The sequence below is a fragment of the Caulobacter segnis genome, from assembly GCF_019931575.1.
Classification (GTDB): Bacteria; Pseudomonadota; Alphaproteobacteria; order Caulobacterales; family Caulobacteraceae; genus Caulobacter; species Caulobacter segnis_C.
The window spans coordinates 2,724,089-2,742,161 of record NZ_CP082923.1 but is presented as its reverse complement, the minus strand read 5'-3'; the positions used below and the strand labels follow the sequence as shown (position 1 = coordinate 2,742,161).

At 69.1% G+C, this 18,073-nt stretch carries 19 protein-coding genes; 14 read left to right on the top strand and 5 right to left on the bottom strand.

The genetic code is table 11. The features are described from left to right. Positions 1-9 precede the first annotated feature (9 nt). The 6 genes from K8940_RS12650 (at position 10) to K8940_RS12625 (ending at position 10,002) form a co-directional block, all read left to right on the top strand. On the top strand, positions 10-2,520 hold the full coding sequence (locus tag K8940_RS12650; RefSeq protein WP_223390315.1) for a zinc-dependent metalloprotease: 2,511 nt from the start codon (positions 10-12) through the stop codon (positions 2,518-2,520). A 26-nt stretch (positions 2,521-2,546) separates the two neighbouring features. Beyond that, a complete protein-coding gene (locus K8940_RS12645) occupies positions 2,547-4,352 on the top strand; it encodes a CIA30 family protein (protein WP_223390314.1) in 1,806 nt (601 codons plus the stop codon). A gap of 205 nt (positions 4,353-4,557) precedes the next feature. Then, positions 4,558-7,797 carry an autotransporter outer membrane beta-barrel domain-containing protein gene (locus tag K8940_RS12640; RefSeq protein WP_223390313.1) on the top strand — a complete coding sequence of 1,080 codons (3,240 nt, stop codon included), beginning with the start codon at positions 4,558-4,560 and terminating at the stop codon, positions 7,795-7,797. A 128-nt stretch (positions 7,798-7,925) separates the two neighbouring features. Next, on the top strand, positions 7,926-8,654 hold the full coding sequence (locus K8940_RS12635; protein WP_223390312.1) for a response regulator transcription factor: 729 nt from the start codon (positions 7,926-7,928) through the stop codon (positions 8,652-8,654). 106 nt (positions 8,655-8,760) lie between these two features. Beyond that, entirely contained in the window at positions 8,761-9,423 is a 663-nt protein-coding gene (locus tag K8940_RS12630; RefSeq protein WP_223390311.1) for a peroxiredoxin, read from the top strand. Positions 9,424-9,531: 108 nt separating this feature from the next. Continuing rightward, on the top strand, positions 9,532-10,002 hold the full coding sequence (locus K8940_RS12625; protein ID WP_223390310.1) for a DUF2147 domain-containing protein: 471 nt from the start codon (positions 9,532-9,534) through the stop codon (positions 10,000-10,002). Positions 10,003-10,015: 13 nt separating this feature from the next. On the opposite strand, the gene K8940_RS12620 is transcribed toward K8940_RS12625, so the two are convergent. From K8940_RS12620 to K8940_RS12600, 5 genes are read right to left on the bottom strand one after another with little or no spacing between them, the layout of a single operon-like run. After that, complete coding sequence (locus K8940_RS12620) at positions 10,016-10,210, bottom strand: hypothetical protein (RefSeq protein WP_223390309.1); 195 nt, start codon at positions 10,208-10,210, stop codon at positions 10,016-10,018. Between the two features lie 51 nt (positions 10,211-10,261). Next, positions 10,262-10,591, bottom strand: coding sequence for a hypothetical protein (locus tag K8940_RS12615; protein WP_223390308.1), 330 nt, complete (start codon positions 10,589-10,591; stop codon positions 10,262-10,264). Then, positions 10,588-12,126, bottom strand: a complete 1,539-nt coding sequence (locus K8940_RS12610) for a GMC oxidoreductase (RefSeq protein WP_223390307.1) — start codon at positions 12,124-12,126, stop codon at positions 10,588-10,590. The genes K8940_RS12615 and K8940_RS12610 overlap by 4 nt, the downstream gene beginning before the upstream one ends. Before the next feature lie 46 nt (positions 12,127-12,172). Continuing rightward, entirely contained in the window at positions 12,173-13,663 is a 1,491-nt protein-coding gene (locus K8940_RS12605) for a M56 family metallopeptidase (RefSeq protein ID WP_223390306.1), read from the bottom strand. After that, entirely contained in the window at positions 13,653-14,036 is a 384-nt protein-coding gene (locus K8940_RS12600; protein ID WP_223395848.1) for a BlaI/MecI/CopY family transcriptional regulator, read from the bottom strand. The genes K8940_RS12605 and K8940_RS12600 overlap by 11 nt, the downstream gene beginning before the upstream one ends. Positions 14,037-14,162: 126 nt before the next feature. On the opposite strand from K8940_RS12600, the gene K8940_RS12595 reads away from it, so the two are divergent. From K8940_RS12595 to K8940_RS12560, 8 genes are all read left to right on the top strand, one after another. Further along, the gene (locus K8940_RS12595) at positions 14,163-14,741 is read left to right on the top strand and encodes a 2'-5' RNA ligase family protein (protein ID WP_223390305.1); all 579 of its coding nucleotides are present in this window, start codon (positions 14,163-14,165) and stop codon (positions 14,739-14,741) included. Continuing rightward, positions 14,741-15,412: a DNA alkylation repair protein gene (locus K8940_RS12590; RefSeq protein ID WP_223390304.1), complete on the top strand. Its 672-nt coding sequence runs from the start codon at positions 14,741-14,743 to the stop codon at positions 15,410-15,412. Before K8940_RS12595 ends, K8940_RS12590 begins: the two co-directional genes overlap by 1 nt. 42 nt (positions 15,413-15,454) lie before the next feature. After that, a complete protein-coding gene (locus K8940_RS12585; RefSeq protein WP_223390303.1) occupies positions 15,455-15,802 on the top strand; it encodes an ArsC family reductase in 348 nt (115 codons plus the stop codon). A 115-nt stretch (positions 15,803-15,917) separates the two neighbouring features. Beyond that, positions 15,918-16,592 carry an HAD family hydrolase gene (locus K8940_RS12580; RefSeq protein ID WP_263285799.1) on the top strand — a complete coding sequence of 225 codons (675 nt, stop codon included), beginning with the start codon at positions 15,918-15,920 and terminating at the stop codon, positions 16,590-16,592. Between the two features lie 47 nt (positions 16,593-16,639). Then, positions 16,640-16,819, top strand: a complete 180-nt coding sequence (locus K8940_RS12575; RefSeq protein ID WP_223390301.1) for a hypothetical protein — start codon at positions 16,640-16,642, stop codon at positions 16,817-16,819. Between the two features lie 13 nt (positions 16,820-16,832). Beyond that, the gene (locus K8940_RS12570; RefSeq protein WP_223390300.1) at positions 16,833-17,246 is read left to right on the top strand and encodes a hypothetical protein; all 414 of its coding nucleotides are present in this window, start codon (positions 16,833-16,835) and stop codon (positions 17,244-17,246) included. Further along, positions 17,246-17,761, top strand: coding sequence for an RNA polymerase sigma factor (locus K8940_RS12565; RefSeq protein ID WP_223390299.1), 516 nt, complete (start codon positions 17,246-17,248; stop codon positions 17,759-17,761). Before K8940_RS12570 ends, K8940_RS12565 begins: the two co-directional genes overlap by 1 nt. Next, positions 17,758-18,066: a hypothetical protein gene (locus K8940_RS12560; protein WP_223390298.1), complete on the top strand. Its 309-nt coding sequence runs from the start codon at positions 17,758-17,760 to the stop codon at positions 18,064-18,066. The genes K8940_RS12565 and K8940_RS12560 overlap by 4 nt, the downstream gene beginning before the upstream one ends. Positions 18,067-18,073: the final 7 nt, after the last annotated feature.

The window sequence follows — 18,073 nt, the reverse complement described above, 5'->3', positions numbered from 1 at the left end:
GGGCGGATCGTGAAGTACGAGTTCAGCGCTGAACGGGCGCGCTGGCGGGTTTCGAGCGCGCTTGTCGCGCTCGCGCTCGCCGCCGCGCCAGCGACCTTCGCTCAAGCCGCCGGCGCTCCCGCGCCGGCGGCCGCCTCGCCCTCGGGCCTGCTGCCGGTGAAGACCGACGCGGCCAAGGGCGCCGTCGTCGTCACCCTGCCGGCGCCTGGCGCCGACGGGGTGTCGGGACGGTTCCTCTACCAGCCCAGCCTCAGTGGCGGCCTCGGGTCGACGCCGGTGGGCCTGGACCGGGCCGCGACGGGCGAGACCCAGGTGCTGATCTTCCGACGCGTCGGTAAGAAGGTGCTGATCGCGTTCGAGAACTACGGCTTCCGCGCCATCGGCGGGACGCCCGAGGAAACCCGGACCGTCCAGGACAGCTTCCCGCCCTCGGTGGTCTGGTCGGGCGACGTGATCGCCGAGACCCCGGATGGCGGCGTCACCGTCGACATCGCCTCGTTCCTGCTGCGCGACGCCTTCGACATCACCGGTGGCCTCAAGCGGGGCAAGCAGGGTGCCTACAAGCTGGCGCCGGCCCTGAGCTACGTCGATCTGCCGGTCACCGGCGTCTTCCCCGACAACCTCGAGTTCGAGACGCGGCAGACCTTCACCGCCGACGATCCGGGTCCCGAGGTCAACGGCATCGTCCCGGACGGACGGTCGGTGACCTTCGGCGTCCATCACAGCTTCATCCGCCTGCCGGGGCCGGGCTTCGTCCCGCGTCCGCAGGACCCGCGCACCGGCACCTCGGCCCAGGTGCTGTTCGCCGACTACGCCACGCCGCTGGACCAGCCGATCGTCCAGCGCCTGGCGCGCCGGTTCCGGCTGGAGAAGACCGACCCAACCGCCGCCCGCTCGCGGGTCAAGAAGCCGATCGTCTACTATGTCGATCGCGGCGCGCCCGAGCCGATCCGCACCGCCCTGATCGAGGGCGGCCGCTGGTGGGCCAAGGCCTTCGAGGAAGCCGGCTACATCGACGCCTTCCGGGTCGAGTCGCTGCCCGAGGGCGTCGATCCGATGGACGCGCGCTACAACGTCGTGAACTGGATCCACCGCCAGACGCGCGGCTGGTCGACGGGGACGACGGTGGTCGACCCGCGCACCGGCGAGATCGTCCGTGGCGTCGTCCAGCTGGGCTCGCTGCGCGTGCGCCAGGACCGCCTGATCTTCGAGGGCCTGGTTGGCGCGGACAAGACGGGGAAGGGCGGTCCCGACGATCCGCTGAACGTCTCCCTGGCCCGCATCCGCCAGCTGTCGGTGCACGAGATCGGCCACACCCTGGGCCTGGCCCACAACTTCGCGGGCAGCACCTATGGCCGCGCCTCGGTCATGGATTACCCCGCGCCGCTGGTGAAGATCGAGGGCGACCGGCTGGATCTGTCCGACGCCTACGCCAAGGGCGTGGGGGCCTGGGACCGCTTCGCGATCAACTGGCTGTATTCGCAGGGGACGCCAGGCTCGGACGAGGCCGCGCGCCTGGACCGCCTGGCGCGCGATGCGCAAGGTCGGGGCCTGCGCTTCGTCACCGACGGGGACTCCCGTGGCGGGGCCGCCGGCCAGCCTCTCGGCGCGTTGTGGGACAACGGCCCCGACGCCGTCGCCGAGCTGGATCACGTGTTGGCCGTGCGCAAGATCGCGCTCAGCCGGTTCGGCCTGGCCAACCTGCCCAAGGGCGCGCCGGCCTCGGACCTCAAGCGCGTCCTGGCGCCGATCTACCTGTTCCACCGCTACCAGGTCGAAGCCGCCGTGAAGCTGATCGGCGGGGTGGACTATTCCTACGCCGTGCGCGGCGACGGCCACGAGACCGCGTCGATCCCGTCGGCGGCCGCCCAGCGCAAGGCGCTGGACGCCCTGCTGCGGACCACCGATCCGGCCACCCTGGACCTGCCCGACAGCCTGCTCAGCCTGCTGTCGTCGGCTCAGTCCGGCGCGCGCGACAAAGCCTATGAGATCGAGATCTTCCCGACCTCGGGGCCGGCCGTCTTCGACCTGCCGACCGCGGCCGAGATGGCCGCCGACCAGACCGTGTCGCTGCTGCTGAACCCGCAGCGGCTGAACCGGGTGGTCGAGCAGAACCGCCGTGATCCGGCTCAGCTGGGCGTGGGCGAGCTGGCCGAGCGCCTGCTGGCGAGCGTGGGGCCGAGCAACGCAGAGGGCCGGCTGGGTGACCTGCGTCGCCGCATCCGGGCGCGCGTGGTCGGCGATCTGGTCGAGGTCCTTGGGGACAAGGCGCTGTCGCCGACGGCGGCGGCCCAGATCGAGGCGGCGCTGCGCACCTTCGGCAAGACCCTGGCCGCCTATCAGGGCGGCGGGGCCGAGGGCGACCAGGCCGCCGTGCTGTCGCGCGCTCTGCTGAGCGACGACGCGACCGCCAAACAGGCCCTGGCCGCGCCCCGTTCCGGCGCGGTCGAGACCCTGCCGCCCGGCATGCCGATCGGTGGGGAAGACTGCTGGTTCTGCGCCCCAAGCGCGGGTTTGTAATGCGTATCCAAGAAGGAAAGCGTCCCATGACCGCTCACCACGCCAGGCTGCTCGAGGCCTGCTCCAGGGGGGCGGTGATCGTCGCCGCCGGAGTGCTGCTGCCTTTGGCGGCGGCGCACGCCGCGACGCCCACCGTGGCGATCGTCAACGCCCAGATCTTCGACGGCACCGGCGCGGCGCCTTACAAGGGCGTCCTGGTGGTGCAGGACGGCCGCATCGTCGATGTCGGTCCCAAGGTGAAGGTTCCCAAGGGCGCCAAGACGGTCGACGCCAAGGGCGAGGCCGTGGTGCCGGGCTTCTTCGATGTCCACACCCACTGGACCCCCGCCGGCGCGCCGAACATCACGCCGAAGATCGCCGACGCCTATGTCGCCTCGGGCGTGACGACGGTGAACGACTTCCACCAGCAGCCGGAATCCTTCGCCCCGCGCCGCCAGTGGCTGTCGACCCTGACCACGCCGCACGTCAACTTCGTGGCCCGGGTCAGCACGCCCGGCGGCCACGGCGCCGACTGGGCGGACGAGGCGACCACCCGCTGGGTCGACACCCCCGAGGCGGCCAAGGCCGCCATCGAGGGCCTGGCCCCGTACAAGCCCGACGCCATCAAGGCCTTCACCGACGGCTGGCGCTATGGCGCGGCCCCGGACAACACCAGCATGGACGGCTGGACGCTGAAGTCGCTGACCGACACGGCCCACAAGCTGAACCTCAAGGTCCTGTCGCACACCGTTACGGTCGAGCGCGGCGCGGTCGCGGCCGATAGCGGCGTCGACATCATCGCCCACAGCTTGCAGGATCAGCCGATCGACGCCGAGACCGTCGCCAAGCTGAAGGCCAACGGCACGTTCTACGCCCCGACCCTGGCGGTCTACGAGCCGGTCAAGCCGGGCCAGAAGCCGCCGGCCGATCCCAATAGCCCGCGCGCCAAGCTGGCGGTCCAGAAGTTCGGCTACGCCCTGGCCAATGTGAAGACGCTGAAGGACGCCGGCGTGCCGATCGCCCTGGGCACCGACGCCGGCATGCCTGGCACGCCGCACGGCGCCTCGACGCTGCGCGAGATGGAGCTGCTGGTCCAGGCCGGCCTGACCCCGTCGGAAGCCCTGATCGCCGGCACCGCCACCAGCGCCAAGGCCATGAACCTGCTGGCCGATCGTGGCACGCTGGAGAAGGGCAAGCGCGCCGACTTCGTGCTGATCGCCGGCCAGCCCTGGGCGACCATCACCGACATCCGCAAGGTCGACCGCGTGTTCATCGACGGCAAGGCGGTGTTCGGACCGGGTTCGACGCGTTCGCCCGCGAACGACCAGCCGACCATGCCGACCCTGAAGGCCAAGGGCCCGCTGGTCGACGACTTCGAGCGCGCCGACGGCCGCACCAGCCTGGACACCCTGCGCCTCAGCGACTTCGACGGCGGCCGCGACCGCAGCGTCGAGGTCCTGCAGACGATCGACAAGGGCGATGGCGACCATATGCTGAGCGTGGCGGCCAAGATGGCCCAGAAGGCCGAGCCGGACGCCGGCGTGCTGCTGCCGCTGAGCCGTGGTTCGGTCGAGCCGGTCGACGCCTCGGCGTTCAAGGGTGTGACCTTCGACCTGCGCGGCGACGGCGGTCCCTATATCGTGACGATCAACAGCGTCTCGGGCTCGTGGGTCGCCAAGGTCTCGGCCGACAAGACCTGGGGCAAGGTCACCGTGCCGTTCGCCGACTTCAAGCGCGCGGGCCGGGGCGAAGGCGCCTGGACCGGAACGGACCTGCTGGAGGTGGGCGTCTCGGGCTCGCGTCCGGCCGGCCGCAAGCTGTGGTTCGAGCTGGACGACGTGACCTTCTACTGAGCCGTTGCTCTCCGCTAAATAGCCGGAAGCCCTCGCCCGCAAGGCGGGGGCTTCTTGCTTTGGGGCGATCGAATGTCTCCAAACATAACGGAAGATCACGGAAGGCTGCGTCAGGTTGCGCGGCGCGGCGGGCGAGAAACAAGCCAGCCACGCGGCGGCCAAGCGGGCTCGCTAGGGCTGCGGGGATTGTCCTCGAAGGTCCCCTATGCCGCGCAAGTTCCTCGTCGCCACGGCCGCCGCCGCTCCGATGCTCCTCTACGCCGGCTACGCCTTCGCCGAGGTCGAGGTCACCAGCAGCACGCGGACCACGGCGATCACCACCGCCAGCCCGAACGGCGGGAGCGCCGACGACGTCAAGGTCACTGATGACGGGGTCATCACCCTGAGCTCGTCCGGAGCGATCATCACGCTGAACAGCGACAACACCGTCACCATGAACGGCGGCCTGGCCAGCGCCGACGTCGACGATTCGGTCGGCATCCTGGTGATCGGCGGCCACACCGGGACGGTGACCAACGACGGCACGATCAGCCTGACCGAGGACTACGACTACGAGGACAGCGACGACGACGGCGACTACGACGGCCTCTTCGCCAAGGGCTATCGCCGCTACGGGATCCAGGTCACCGGAACAGACGCCTTCACCGGCACGATCACCAACTCCGGCACGATCACCATCGAGGGCATGGATTCGGCCGGCATCAGCATCGAGGCCCCGCTGGTCGGCGACCTGGTCCACTCGGGCTCGATCAGCGTCACCGGCGACCGGGGGTACGGGATCCACATCGCCGCGCCGGTGACTGGCAAGGTCCAGATCGAGGGCTCGACCAGCGTCACCGGCGAGGGATCGGTCGGCGTGGCGGTCGATTCCGCGATCGACGGCGCCTTCGTCCTGCAGGGCTCGGTCTATTCCAGCGGCTACCGTGTCACCTCGCGCTACAGCGATCCGGACGACCGGGCCCTGCTGGACGCCGACGACATGCTCGAAGGCGGCGGCGGGGTGAACATCTCGGCCAATGTCTCGGGCGGGGTGCTGCTGGACGTGCCGCCCACCGACACCAACGACGACACCAGCGACGACGAGGACGGCGACGGCGTCACCGACAGCTCGGAAGGCTCGGCCTCGATCAGCGTCTACGGCGGGGCGCCGGCGCTGAAGATCGGCTCGAACACCAGCACCGTCACGATCGGCGCGGTCGGCACGGGCGACGACGCCTATGGCCTGGTCATCAAGGGTTCGGTCAGCGCCGCCAGCGTCTACGATGGCGTCGAGACCACCGGGGTCCAGATCGGCGGCGACGCCGGCTATGAAACCCTGATCACCAACGGCATCCGAGTCACCGGATCGATCGGAGCCTCGGCCTACGAGGCGCAGACCAACGCCCTGATCCTGAAGTCGGGCGCCATCGCCGACACGATCTGGAACGCGGGCACGATCAGCGCCACGTCGATCTCGGAGGGCGACTTCTCGGCCAGGGCCCTGGTCATCGACTCCGGCGCCGTGACCAGCGTGCTCAACAATGACGGCGTGATCACCGCCTCGGTCTCGGGCGAGAAGGGGACCTCATACGCGATCCTCGACAACTCCGGCGCGCTGACGACGATCAACAACACCCGGACGATCGCCGCCTATGTCGTCGCCACCGACGACGACTACGACACCGACGACGACAACACCGACGCCTCGGACGAGGTGGTCACCGGCAAGCCGATCGCGATCGACGTCTCGAAGAACACCACCGGCGTGACCATCACCCAGACCGGCGTCAATGATGGCGACGACGGGGACGACGACGTGGCGGACACCGACACGGACGGCGACGGCGTGGACGACGCCGACGAGCCGGCCATCATCGGCAAGATCCGCTTCGGCTCGGGCGACGACACCCTGAACATCCTGAACGGCACGGTGATCGGCGACATCTCGTTCGGCGACGGCGCCGACAACCTGACCATCGACGGCGGCGGCTATGTGCTGACCGGTCTGTCCGACACCGATGGCCGCCTGAACATCACGATCGGCGACGGGGTGTTGGGCCTGACCAACACCAACGACCTGAAGGTCACCAACCTCAAACTCGGATCCAGCAGCAAGCTGATCTTCAGCATCGACCCGTCCGCTGGGACGTGGACGCGCATCGTGGCCGACACGGCGACGATCGAGACCGGCGCCAACCTGGGCCTGGTGCTCAACAACCTGCTGACCAACGCCTCGACGTTCGAGGTCATCCAGGCCGGAACCCTGACCGCAGGCGACATCAGCCAGGACCTGCTGGGTGACGCGCCGTACCTCTATGTCGCCAACGCCTATCAGTCGGGGAACAGCGTCAATATCGACGTCCGACGGCGCACGGCCAGCGAGGCGGGCATGACCGCCAACCAGACCGCCGCCTACGACGCCGTGTTCGCGGCCCTGTCCAAGAACGACGACATCGCCGGCGCCTTCCTGAACCAGAACACCCGCGACGGCTTCTACAACCTCTACAACCAGATGCTGCCCGACCAGGGGCTGGGCATGTTCTCGGCCCTGCAGGCGGTCAACCAGCAGATCTCGGCCGCCACCATGATCCGCCCCGACCTGGGCGATCGCTACGGCCCCGACAGCGTCTGGGTCCAGCAGATCAACACCATGGTCAAGCGTGAGGACGGCTCGGACCAGGGCTCGGACACCCAGGCCCTGGGCTTCGTGGCCGGCTACGAGGCCATGGGCGCCGCGGGCGGCGCGCTGGGCGTGACCCTGGCCCTGGTCAATATCGAAGAGCACGACACCACCGCCAAGGCCGGCGAGCACACGGTCAACTCGATGGTCCAGGCCGGGCTCTACTGGCGCCGTTCGGTCGGCGGCTGGCGCTTCAACCTCGGCGGCGGCGCGGGCTACGGCTGGCTGACGGGCGACCGCAGCTTCTACAGCGAGGACGTCGACGGCGACGGCGAGGCCGACGCCTCGGCCACCAACGTCGCCCACTGGAACGGCGCCATGGCCAACGCCTTCGCGGGCGTGGCCTACGAGCAGAAGCTGGGTCGCTATTTCGTCCGCCCCGAGAGCCGCCTCGACTACGTCTATTTCTCGGAAGGCAAGCGCAGCGAGACGGGCGGCGGCGACGGCTTCGACCTGATCCGCGATGCGCGCAGCTTCAGCAATCTCAGCGGCGATGTCGGCCTGGTGCTGGGCGCCCAGTTCGGCGAGGCGGTATGGTGGCGGCCCGAGATCCGCATTGGCTACCGCAAGACGCTGTCGGGCAATATCGACGACACCGTGGCCCGCTTCCGGGGCGGCGAGTCGTTCACCCTGACCTCGGTCGCCGACAAGAAGGGCGCGCCGACCCTGGGCTTCGCCATCCGCGCTGGCTCGACCATGTCGTACCTGGCCCTCGAGGGCGGGGCGGAAGCGGCCAAGAAGCAGACCCGCTACTACATGCGCTTCTCGGGCCGGTCGATGTTCTAGGTCCCGGCCAGGATTGTGGCGAATTTCGCCACAATCGCGCCTTGATCGCGAATGTAGCAATACAAACAGAAGGTAATTTCGCCGCCCCGTCCAGCTAAGCCGTACCCGTGCCAGAAGGAGTAACGGGCGTGCGGCAAAGGATCCTACTTCTCGACGCGGACCAGGCCGCGCGATCGCAAATGTACGACCTGCTGTGCAGGCACGAGTACGAGGTCGTCACGGCCTCGTCGGCGCGCCAGATGGACAAGATCCTGACGACCGTGCCGGTCGACGCGGTCGTGCTGGACATCATGCTGCCCGGCGAGGGCGGCTTCTCGGTCTGCAACCGGCTGCGCAGCCACCAGCCCCAGCCCGGCGTGATCGTGGTCAGCGCCATGGCCGACGAGAGCGACGTGGTGGTCGGCCTGGAGATCGGCGCCGACGACTACGTGGCCAAGCCCTATCGCTCCCGCGAGCTCCTGGCGCGGATCCGCTCGGTGCTGCGCCGCCGCCAGGCCGGCCTGCGCGTGCGACGCGACGACGACCGCGCCAATGTCTACCGCTTCGACGGCTGGCGGCTGAACATCATCACCCGGCAGCTGTTCGACCCCTACGATCGCAGCGTCGAGCTGTCCTCGGGCGAGTTCACCCTGCTCAGCGCCCTGCTGGCCAGCCCGCAGCAGATCGTGCCGCGCGCGCGCCTGCTGCAGGACCCCAAGACCGGCGACCGTTCTGACGGCGAGCGTCAGATCAACGTGATCGTCAGCCGGCTGCGCGCCAAGCTGGCCCGGGTCGAGGGCGGCGAGGCCCTGGTCCGGACGGTGCGGGGGCAGGGCTACCTGCTGACCGTGCCGGTCGAGAGCCTGACCGTCGACTAGCGGCGTCCAAAGGGTCTGGCGGCGTCGAGAGAATTCTTCATATGACCGCCGCGGCGTCCGCGCGTAGCGTGCCGGCGTCGCCAATCTGGATGGAGAAGACCGTCTCATGTCGCTGAGGATCAATTCAGAGGCGCCGAACTTCACGGCGCGAACCACTCAGGGCGAGATCAACTTCCGTGAGTGGATCGGCGACAGCTGGGCGATCCTGTTCTCGCACCCCAAGGACTTCACCCCGGTCTGCACGACCGAGTTGGGCTACATGGCGGGGCTGAAGCCCGAGTTCGACAAGCGCAACACCAAGGTCATCGGCCTCAGCGTCGATCCGGTGGAGAACCACGCCAGGTGGGCCGCCGACATCGAGGAGACTCAGGGCCACGCGGTGAACTACCCGATGATCGGCGACACCGATCTGAAGGTCGCCAAGCTCTATGACATGCTGCCGGAAGGCGCGGGCGACACCTCGGAGGGCCGCACGGCCGCCGACAACGCCACTGTGCGGGCGGTGTTCATCATCGGTCCGGACAAGAAGATCAAGGCGATGCTGATCTATCCGATGACCTCGGGGCGCGACTTCAACGAGGTGCTGCGCCTGCTGGATTCGGTGCAGCTGTCGGCCAGGCACACGGTAGCGACGCCGGTAAATTGGCGGCCCGGCGACGACGTGATCATCCCGCCGGCCGTCACCGACGAACAGGCCAAGGCCAAGTATCCGGACGGCTGGAAGACTCTGAAGCCCTATCTGCGCGTCGTCGCCCAGCCCAAGGGCTGAGGCGTCGCTTCCGCCACGATTCTGACGGCTTCACCTGATCTCATCGAACGTCTAGCCTTTGCGCGCGTTCGATGCCGTGCGCGCGTGACGAGTGGAAGAGGGCCCTTTATGAGCCGAAGGAATTCGGGCGGACTGTCCCTGGCGGTGGCCGTGCTGGCGCTTTGGGGCGCGGCGAGCGCGTCGCTGGCCGCGGACGTGTCGCCCCCCAAGCCGGGCGACATCTACGGCGTGTGGCGCAATCCCAAGGGCAGCGTCCACATCGAGATCAAGCCATGCGAGACCAGGACCTGCGGCTATGTCGTCTGGGCTAACGCCGAGGCGCGGGCGGACGTGAAGAAGAAGAACAACCAGGACCTGGTCGGCATGCAGCTGCTGCGCGACTTCTCGGCCACCGATCCCAACGAGTGGAAGGGCCGGGTCTTCGTGCCCGACCTGGACATGACCTTCTCGGGCCAGGTGCGCCTGCTGGACCGGGTCTCGCTGCGCGCCAAGGGCTGCCTGCTGCCCAACTTCCTGTGCAAGTCGCAGACTTGGACGCGGGTCGACACCGCCACCGCGCCGGTCGGCCGCGCGCTCTAGGCGTTTTCGCCGCTCAGTGGTGGGCGGTGTGCTTGCCGCGACCAGAACCGCCGGGTTGTTTGCCGCCGCCGTCATCCTTGTTGACGGTGGCCCAGGCGCGCCGTTCGGCCTCCTTCTCGGAGACCCCCTGGGCTTCGTAGCCTTCGGCGATGTGGTCGGCCTTGCGTTCCTGCTTGTCGGTGTACTTGCTCTTGTCGCCGCGAGGCATGGCGGATCTCCCTTACTGGTGAATTCTAACCAGCCAGGGTGAGCGGGGTTCCTATGGCCAACCTTCGAGGGACAGCAGGGCGAAAAGCGCGCCTTCCGTCTCTGACAGCCGCCAGCCGCGATGGACGAACACCGCGCCCTGGCGGAAGTCGGCGGCCGCGTGGGCGCGCAGCCGGGCGAGCGCGTCGGAGCCTCGTCCGACCGGGAAGAGGCGGGCGTTCAGCTGCCTGGCCGTGACCTTTGGATTTCGGTCGCGCCAGGCCTTGCCGATGCGGTCGACGGCGGCGCGGTCCAGGCCGGCCAAGGCGTCCGGCGCGGCGGCCAGGGCGGGCGTGGCGGCCAGCGCCACCAGGGCGGCCAGCAGATCGCGGCGGCTGGTCATCGGCCAATCTCGCTTTTGAGGGGCTTGCTCTTCAGATGGTCGGCCAGGCGAATGGTCAGCGCCAGGAGGGTCAGGGTCGGATTGGCGATGCCCGAGGTCGGGAAGACCGAGCTGCCGGCGACATAGAGGTTCCGAGCCTCGTGCAGGCGCAGGTCCGGATCGACGACGCCCTGCCTGGGATCAGCGTGCATCCGCGTCGTCCCCATGTGGTGGCGCGAGGCTCGGGAGATGGCCAGCAGTTGGTTACGCTCGAGCGACCAGCACAGCCGGCCTTCGCCCGACGCGCCCAGGGCGTCGGCCAGGCCCGTGACCGAACGTTCCAGGTCGGCGTAGTCCTTGTCGCCATAGGCCCAGCTCAGACGCACGCGCGGCATGCCCAGGGCGTCCTTGTGGTCCGGGTCCAGGGTCACGCGGCTGTCGGGATTGGGAAAGTGCTCGGCCATGGCGAAGTAGCCGAGCATCTGGCCGTCGTCTTGGCCGGCGAGGCGGGCGGCGGCCTTGCCGATGGTCGCGGTGTCGGCGGAGACCGGGGTCGCCGGCTCCGAGGGCTTCACCCGGAACAGGGTGGCGGTGAAATTGCCAGTCTTCATTCGCCGCTGGGCTGGAAGGCCCGCGCCGATCACGCAGTGGGCGACGCCGCCCTTGCCTGGCGCGTAGAGGTCCATAGGCGCGGCGCGGGTGATGGCGATCGCCGTGCCCTCGTTCTGGTCGTCGCCGTCGTTGGAATAGGTGACGTGGCCCTGGAAGAAGCGGCCGACCAGGTCGTCGCGATTGCCCAGGCCGTCAGAGGCCAGCAGCAGGCGGACGTTCTCGATGCCGCCGACGGCTAGGACGTATCGCGCCGCCCTGGCCGTATGGCGCTTGCCGTCGAGACAGGCGACATCCAGCCCAACGATTTCAGAGCCTTCGCGCCGGATCCTCGTGACGTTCGCGTACAGATAGACGGTGATGTTGGCCGCCTCCGCGAACTGGGTGCGGAAGGCGTCGAAGGCAGTCTTGTCGTTTCCGCCCGAGAAGCGGGAGAACTCGCGGGGCGCGGGGAAGAAGCCGTCGGCGGGGTCCAGCGCCAGGGGCTGGCGCTCGGGCTCGCCAGGCCTGGGTCGGTCCAGCGGAAAGCGCGGGATCTCCAGCAGGTCGCAGGCTCGGTCGTAGTAGGGCTGCATCTGCGCGCGGGTCACCGGCCATCCGCTGTGGGGGATCCACGGGCGTTCGGCGAAGTCGGCGGGGTCCAGCGGCGCGCACTTGCCGCCCCAGACCATGCCCGAGCCGCCCAGGGCCCGAACCCGCGACTGGATGGGGTAGTCGTCGAACGGCCGGTCCGGATTGCCCGGAGCCCGCTGCACGCCCGAGCCGGCGTAGAGGGCCTGGTTGTCGGCCTCGATCTCCAGGCCGCCGCTTTCCAGGATCGCCACCTTCAGCGGGCCGCCGGCCAGTTCCTTGGCCAGGGCGATGCCGGCCATGCCGCCGCCGATGATCAACAGATCGGCCTCGATCGGGCTGGCGTCAGGCAAGGTTCGGGCGTCGATGATCGCCATCGTTGAAGAACTCGCTGATTTTGTTGAGGATTGACGGGGCGCGGGGCTAGCCGCGCGCGCCCCGGCTCTTCAGGTAGGCGGCGACGTCGCCATGGCCGTTCCGGCGAGCCTCGCCGAGGGGCGAGCGCATTTGGCCAGCGTTGGCCTGGACCGCGCGGTTCACGTCGGCGCCGCGTTGGACGAGATATTCGACGACGCCGAGATTGCCCGCCTGGGCGGCATTGATCAGCGGCGTCTCGTCGCCCGGGACGAACACCTCGATATCGGCGCCGCGCTCGACCAGCAGGCGGACGATGTCGAGATTGCCCGACAGCGAGGCCTGGATCAGCGGCGCCCCGTCGCCGCGTACGGCCAGGTCGGGATCGGCGCCGGCCGCCAGCAGCATCTGGACGACCTCCAGCTGGCCGCGGCGCGAGGCCTCGATCAGCGGCGAGCCATCGCCGGGCAGGACGGCGTTCGCATTGGCGCCAAGGGCGATCAGTTCACGGACGGACGCCACGTCGCGGGCCTGGACGGCGTCGAACAGGGGCTGGCTCAGATGACGGGCGACGGCGCGCTTGGCCTGGTCCGGGCTCTGCTGGACGACCTGCGGCGGTTGGGCGGCCCAGGCGGCGACGCCGGCCGAGAGGGAGAGGACCGCGACGGCGGCCGCGCCGGCCAGGTGGCGACGGCGATTGGCGTGGTGGTGGGCGAGCAAGGTGAAACGCTCCTTCAGTTGGTTGTTGGCCGAGGCGGGCCAGCAGCAGCCCAGCGGCGGCGCGCAGGGCGCCAGCTGGGTCTTCAGCATGGCCTCGCCATAGGCGCGGCGGGTCTTGGGGTGACGGGCCAGGACGGCGGCGTCGCAGGCGATCTCCTGGTCGATCCGCGCGAAGGCCGCGCCGACATGGACCAGCGGGTTGAACCAGAACAGGCACCGCAAGGCGGTGACGATGGCGTTGATCTGGGCGTCGCCGGCCGCCAGATGGTTCTTCTCGTGCGCCAGGATCAGGGTCTGCTCCTCGGGCGAGAAGCGTTCGGCGAAGTCGGCGGGCAGCACCACGCGCGGGGCCACCGCGCCGATCACGGCGGGGCCGACGCCGGGGCGGTCTGACCAGACGAGGCCGGTCTCGTCCGTAGCGCTGAGCCGGCCCAGTGAGCGGACGAACCGCCGCTGACGCTCGGCCTGCACGGCCAGCGCGCCGAGGGCGACCAGGATCCACAGCGCTAGCGCCGCTTCGGGCAGGCGGGCGGCGACGAGCGTGGCGGAGGCTCCAGAAGCCTTCATGGAGGTGACCACCGAAGAGGCGGCCTCGGAGGGCGCGCCGACGATCGCCCTCGTGGGGCGAACCGGCTCCAGCGGAGCCGTGATGGTCCGCGCAGGGACCAGCAGGGCCAGGGTCGACAGCGGCGCGACCAGCCACAGGGCGTAGGCGCTGCGCGCGCCGAACGCGGCCCGGGCCGGCTTGCGCAGGATCAGGACCAGCACCACCGCCGCGGCTAGGGCCAGGTTCGCCTTGGCCAGGAATAGGATCAGGTCGCTGGTGAGATCACTGGCCATCGTCGAGTTTCTCCAGCAGGCGGCGCAGCTCGGCGACATCCTCGGGGTTCAGTTTCTCGCGCTTGGAGAAGTGGCTGACCAAGGGCGCCAGGCGGCCGTCGAACAGGCGGTCCAGCAGGCCCTGGCTCTCGGCGTCGACATAGTCCTCGCGGCCGATCAGCGGGCGATAGAGGAAGCGGCGGCCGTCCTTCTCGGCGGCGATCGCGCCCTTCTTCAGCAGGCGATTGAGCAGGGTCTTCACCGTGCCCTCGGCCCAGCCCTGGTCCTTGGCCAAGATAGCCAGGACGTCCTCGGCGGGCTTGGGGCTGTCGGCCCACAGGACCTTCATGACTTCGCTCTCGGCGGCGCTGATGCGGTGCGGGTTCGTGTCCATGACCTGACGATTACGCACGTAAACGTTCCCGTCAAGCGATCGATTACGCATGTAAACGAAATGTAATGCGGCGTTGGCCGCTCCGCCGAAGCGGCGTAATCCTGACGGCCGACAAGGAGGGCCCGGATGGCCGAGACGCTGCAGATGGGCCTGCCGGGCTTCGACCCGCCGACGCCGACCGACCGGCTGATGTTCCTGCTGTATCCCGATCCCGCCACGGCCGAGGCCATCGCGCGCGAGGCGCGCCGCCTGAAGGACGCCCTGGGTCTGCGCGGCCAGCCCCTGCTGACAGACCGCTTCCACATCACCCTGCATCACCTGGGCGACTATGTCAGCCTGCCGGGCGACATGGTCCGCAAGGGCGAGGCGGCGGGGCAGGCCCTGGCGGCCGCGCCGTTCGAGGTGGTGTTCGACAAGGCCGTCAGCTTCGCCAACCGGCCGGGCAACAATCCCTTCACGCTGCAGGGCGGGGAGGGCGTCTCGGCGCTGATCGCCTTCCAGCAGGCGCTGGGCCTGAAGATGGCCGGCGTGGGGCTGAAACCCGACAAGCAGTTCGTCCCGCACATCACGCTGCTCTATGATGGCCAGGTGGTCCCGGCCCAGGCGATCGCGCCGATCCGCTGGACGGTGAACCGCTTCGTCCTCGTCCAGAGCAAGCTGGGCCAGACCCGGCACATCGTGCTCAAGGCCTGGGACCTGGCCTGATGGCGACCGCGGCCGAGGTGCTCCAGGACCTGGAAACGCTCGGCGACGACGGCTACCGCCAGCGCATGGCCGGCTTCGCGATCACCTACGAGAAGGCGTTCGGCGTTTCGGTCGGCCAGCTCCGCGCCTTGGCCAAGCGGCTGGGCCGCGACCACGCCCTGGCCCAGGCCCTGTGGGACACCCGCTGGTACGAAGCGCGACTGCTGGCCGGCATGGTTGACGATCCCAGGCAGGTTACGCCCGACCAGATGGACGCCTGGCGCGCCGAGTTCGACAGCTGGGCGGTCACCGACACCCTGTGCTTCGACCTCTTCGACCGTACGCCCCACGCCCTGGCCAAGATCGACGAATGGGTGACGCTGGACGGCGAGTTCGACAAGCGGGCGGGCTTCGTGCTGCTGGCTTGCGTGGCCCTGCACCGCAAGGAGCTGTCCGACGCGCCGTTCCTGGAGCGCCTGCCGCTGATCGAGACCGGGAGCACCGATCCCCGGAACTTCGTCAAGAAGGGCGTCAACTGGGCGCTGCGGGCGATCGGCTCGCGCAAGAGCCCGGTCCTGCGGGCCGCCGCCCTGGACTGCGCCGCGCGGCTGGCGGCGATGAGCGACCCGACGGCGCGCTGGAACGGCAAGGACGCCCTGCGCCAACTGGGCAAGAAGGCGCGAGTTGGCTAGGCCTGGGCGGATAGAGCGGATTCGCTTCCAGGAAGCCCGGCCATGACCCTGACGATGTACGGCATCAAGAACTGCGACACGATCGCCAAGGCTCGCAAGTGGCTGGAGGATCGCGGCCTGGCCTACGACTTCCACGACTACAAGGCCGTGGGTATCGACCGCCCGCGCCTGGCGGCCTGGGTCGAGGAGCTGGGCTGGGAAGTACTGCTGAACCGCGCTGGCACGACCTTCCGCAAGCTGGACGAGGCCGACAAGCAGAACCTGGACGCCGACAAGGCCATCGGCCTGATGCTGGCTCAGCCGTCGATGATCAAGCGTCCTGTCCTGGACCTCGGCGACCGTCGCCTGGTCGGCTTCAAACCGGACATCTACGGGAAGGCGCTGGGCTAAGCTGTGGAAACTATCCACGCTTTCCGCGTCGTGAGCGAAGTTTAAGACGACAACTTCGCGGGGATCAGTCTATCACTGAACGGAACGTCCGCCTCGAACGGACTTGAAAAAGGACATTGCGCGCGTGGGGGACGCCGTCTCGCGGTACGAGTTGGTCATCTTCGACTTCGACGGCACGCTGGCTGACAGCGCGGCGTGGATGATGCGGGCTGTCAATCCCATGGCCCGCCGGTACGGCTTCAAGACCGTCACCGACGACGAGATCGAAATGCTGCGCGGCCGCAGCACGCGCGAGGTGATCCGCTATCTGGGTGTCTCGCCCTGGAAGTTGCCGCTGATCGCCCGGGCCGGCAAGAAGCTGATGGCCGCCGACGCTCACACGATCCCGCTGTTCCCCGAGACGGCCCGCATGCTGCGCGCCCTGCATGAGGCCGGCGTCAAGATCGCGGTGGTCAGCTCCAACAGCGAGGCGGTGATCCGCCGCGTGCTGGGCCCCGACCTGGAAGACCTGGTCAGCCTCTACGCCTGCGGCGCGTCGCTGTTCGGCAAGGCCCGCAAGTTCAAGCAAGTGACGTCCAAGGGCGTCAGCCGCGACAAGGTCATCTGCATCGGCGACGAGACCCGTGACATCGAGGCCGCCCGCGCGGTGGGTCTGGACTGCGGCGCCGTCGGCTGGGGCTACGCCAAGCCCTCGATCCTGGCTGAACACCGCCCGACCGTGTCGTTCAATTCGATGTCCGAAATTATTTCGTACGTCGGCGCATCCAAGGTGGCCGTCGGCGGCGACTAACCTTCGAAAGCGCGAGAGATCGCGCGTCTGATCGAAGGGACGAACCGATGGACGACCTGTTTTGGAACTTCTGGTGGCTGATGTTCCCGGTGGGCTTCATGCTGCTGGGCGCCTTCCGCAGCTGGCTCTCGTACCGCGCCCGCCGCGAAGTGGTGGAAGCCCTGCGCGAACTGGCCAAGGCCGGCCGCGAGCCGCCGGCCGCTCTTGTCGCCCAGCTGAACCGCTAAGAGCGAGGTCGAGATGCCCGAGCATATCTTTTGGCAGTTCTGGTGGCTGATCTTTCCGGTCGGCTTCATGCTGCTGGGCGCCTTCCGCGCCTGGCTGTCCTACCGCGCCAACCGCGAGGCGCTGGACCTGATGAAGACCTATGTCGCCTCCGGCCGCGAGCCGCCGGCGGAGCTGCTGAACCGGCTTAGCCGACGCTTACGGGACGACGAGGACGAGGACGAGCGTCCGCGTTATCGCCGCCGCCGCGAGCGGTCCTGGTACCAGGTGGTGCTGTTCGGGATCCTGAGCCTTGGCTTCGCGGTCGCCGCCGCGACCGACATCTACGGCGCGGGCCAGGCCTTCGTCATCGTGGCCTTCGTCATGGGCGCCCTGTGCGCGGCGACGCTGGTCCAAGTTCTGATCGACCGGAACGGTCCGACCATCTGATGGACGCCGCGCTCGTCAGACAGGCGCGCGCCGGATCCCAGACCGCTTTCGCCCGACTGGTGGCGATCCACGAAAAGCCGCTGCGGGGCTTCCTGCGCAAGAGCGGCTGGATCGACGCCGACGACATCGCTCAGGAGGCCTTCGTGGCGGCCTGGGCGGGGCTGCACAAGCTGCGTGACGACGAGGGCTTCCGGGCCTGGCTCTATGGCGTGGCGTGGAGGAAGGCCCTCTCGCACCGGCGCGGCGCCCAGCGCGCGGCCGCCCGCGACGAGGCCTGGCGCGGGGAGCAGGAACTGGAGACCGCCGCCGAGGTCGGGCCCGAGGACCGCATGGCCCTCGAGGGGGCCCTGGCGACCCTGCCGGAGGACCAACGCGCCTGCGTCACCCTGTGCCTTGGCCAGGGCTGGTCGCACGCCGAAGTCTCCGACGCCCTGGGGCTTCCCCTAGGCACCGTCAAATCGCATGTTACCCGCGGCCGCGAGCGGCTGCTGGCGGTTATGGGAGGTTCGCGATGAGCCTGGATGATCAATTGGCCGCCTTCCTGGGCGAGACGCCCAGACAGAGCCGCGCCGACCTTTTCAGCGCCGAGGTGATGAAGGCGGTCGAGCGTCGCGTGTTCATCGATCGGTTGTGGACGGTCGCCGCCGGGGCTGTGGCCATCGGCCTGGTGCTTTGGGCCTGCGCGCCGGTGCTGGACCTGGCCGTCTCGCGCCTGGCGCCTAGCCTGGCCCCGGTCGCGGCGCTGCTGACCTTTGTCGGCGCGGCGATGATCGCCGGCGGGCCCGGGGTCTGGCGAAGACTGGGGCTGTCGATCGGCTGATTCCCGC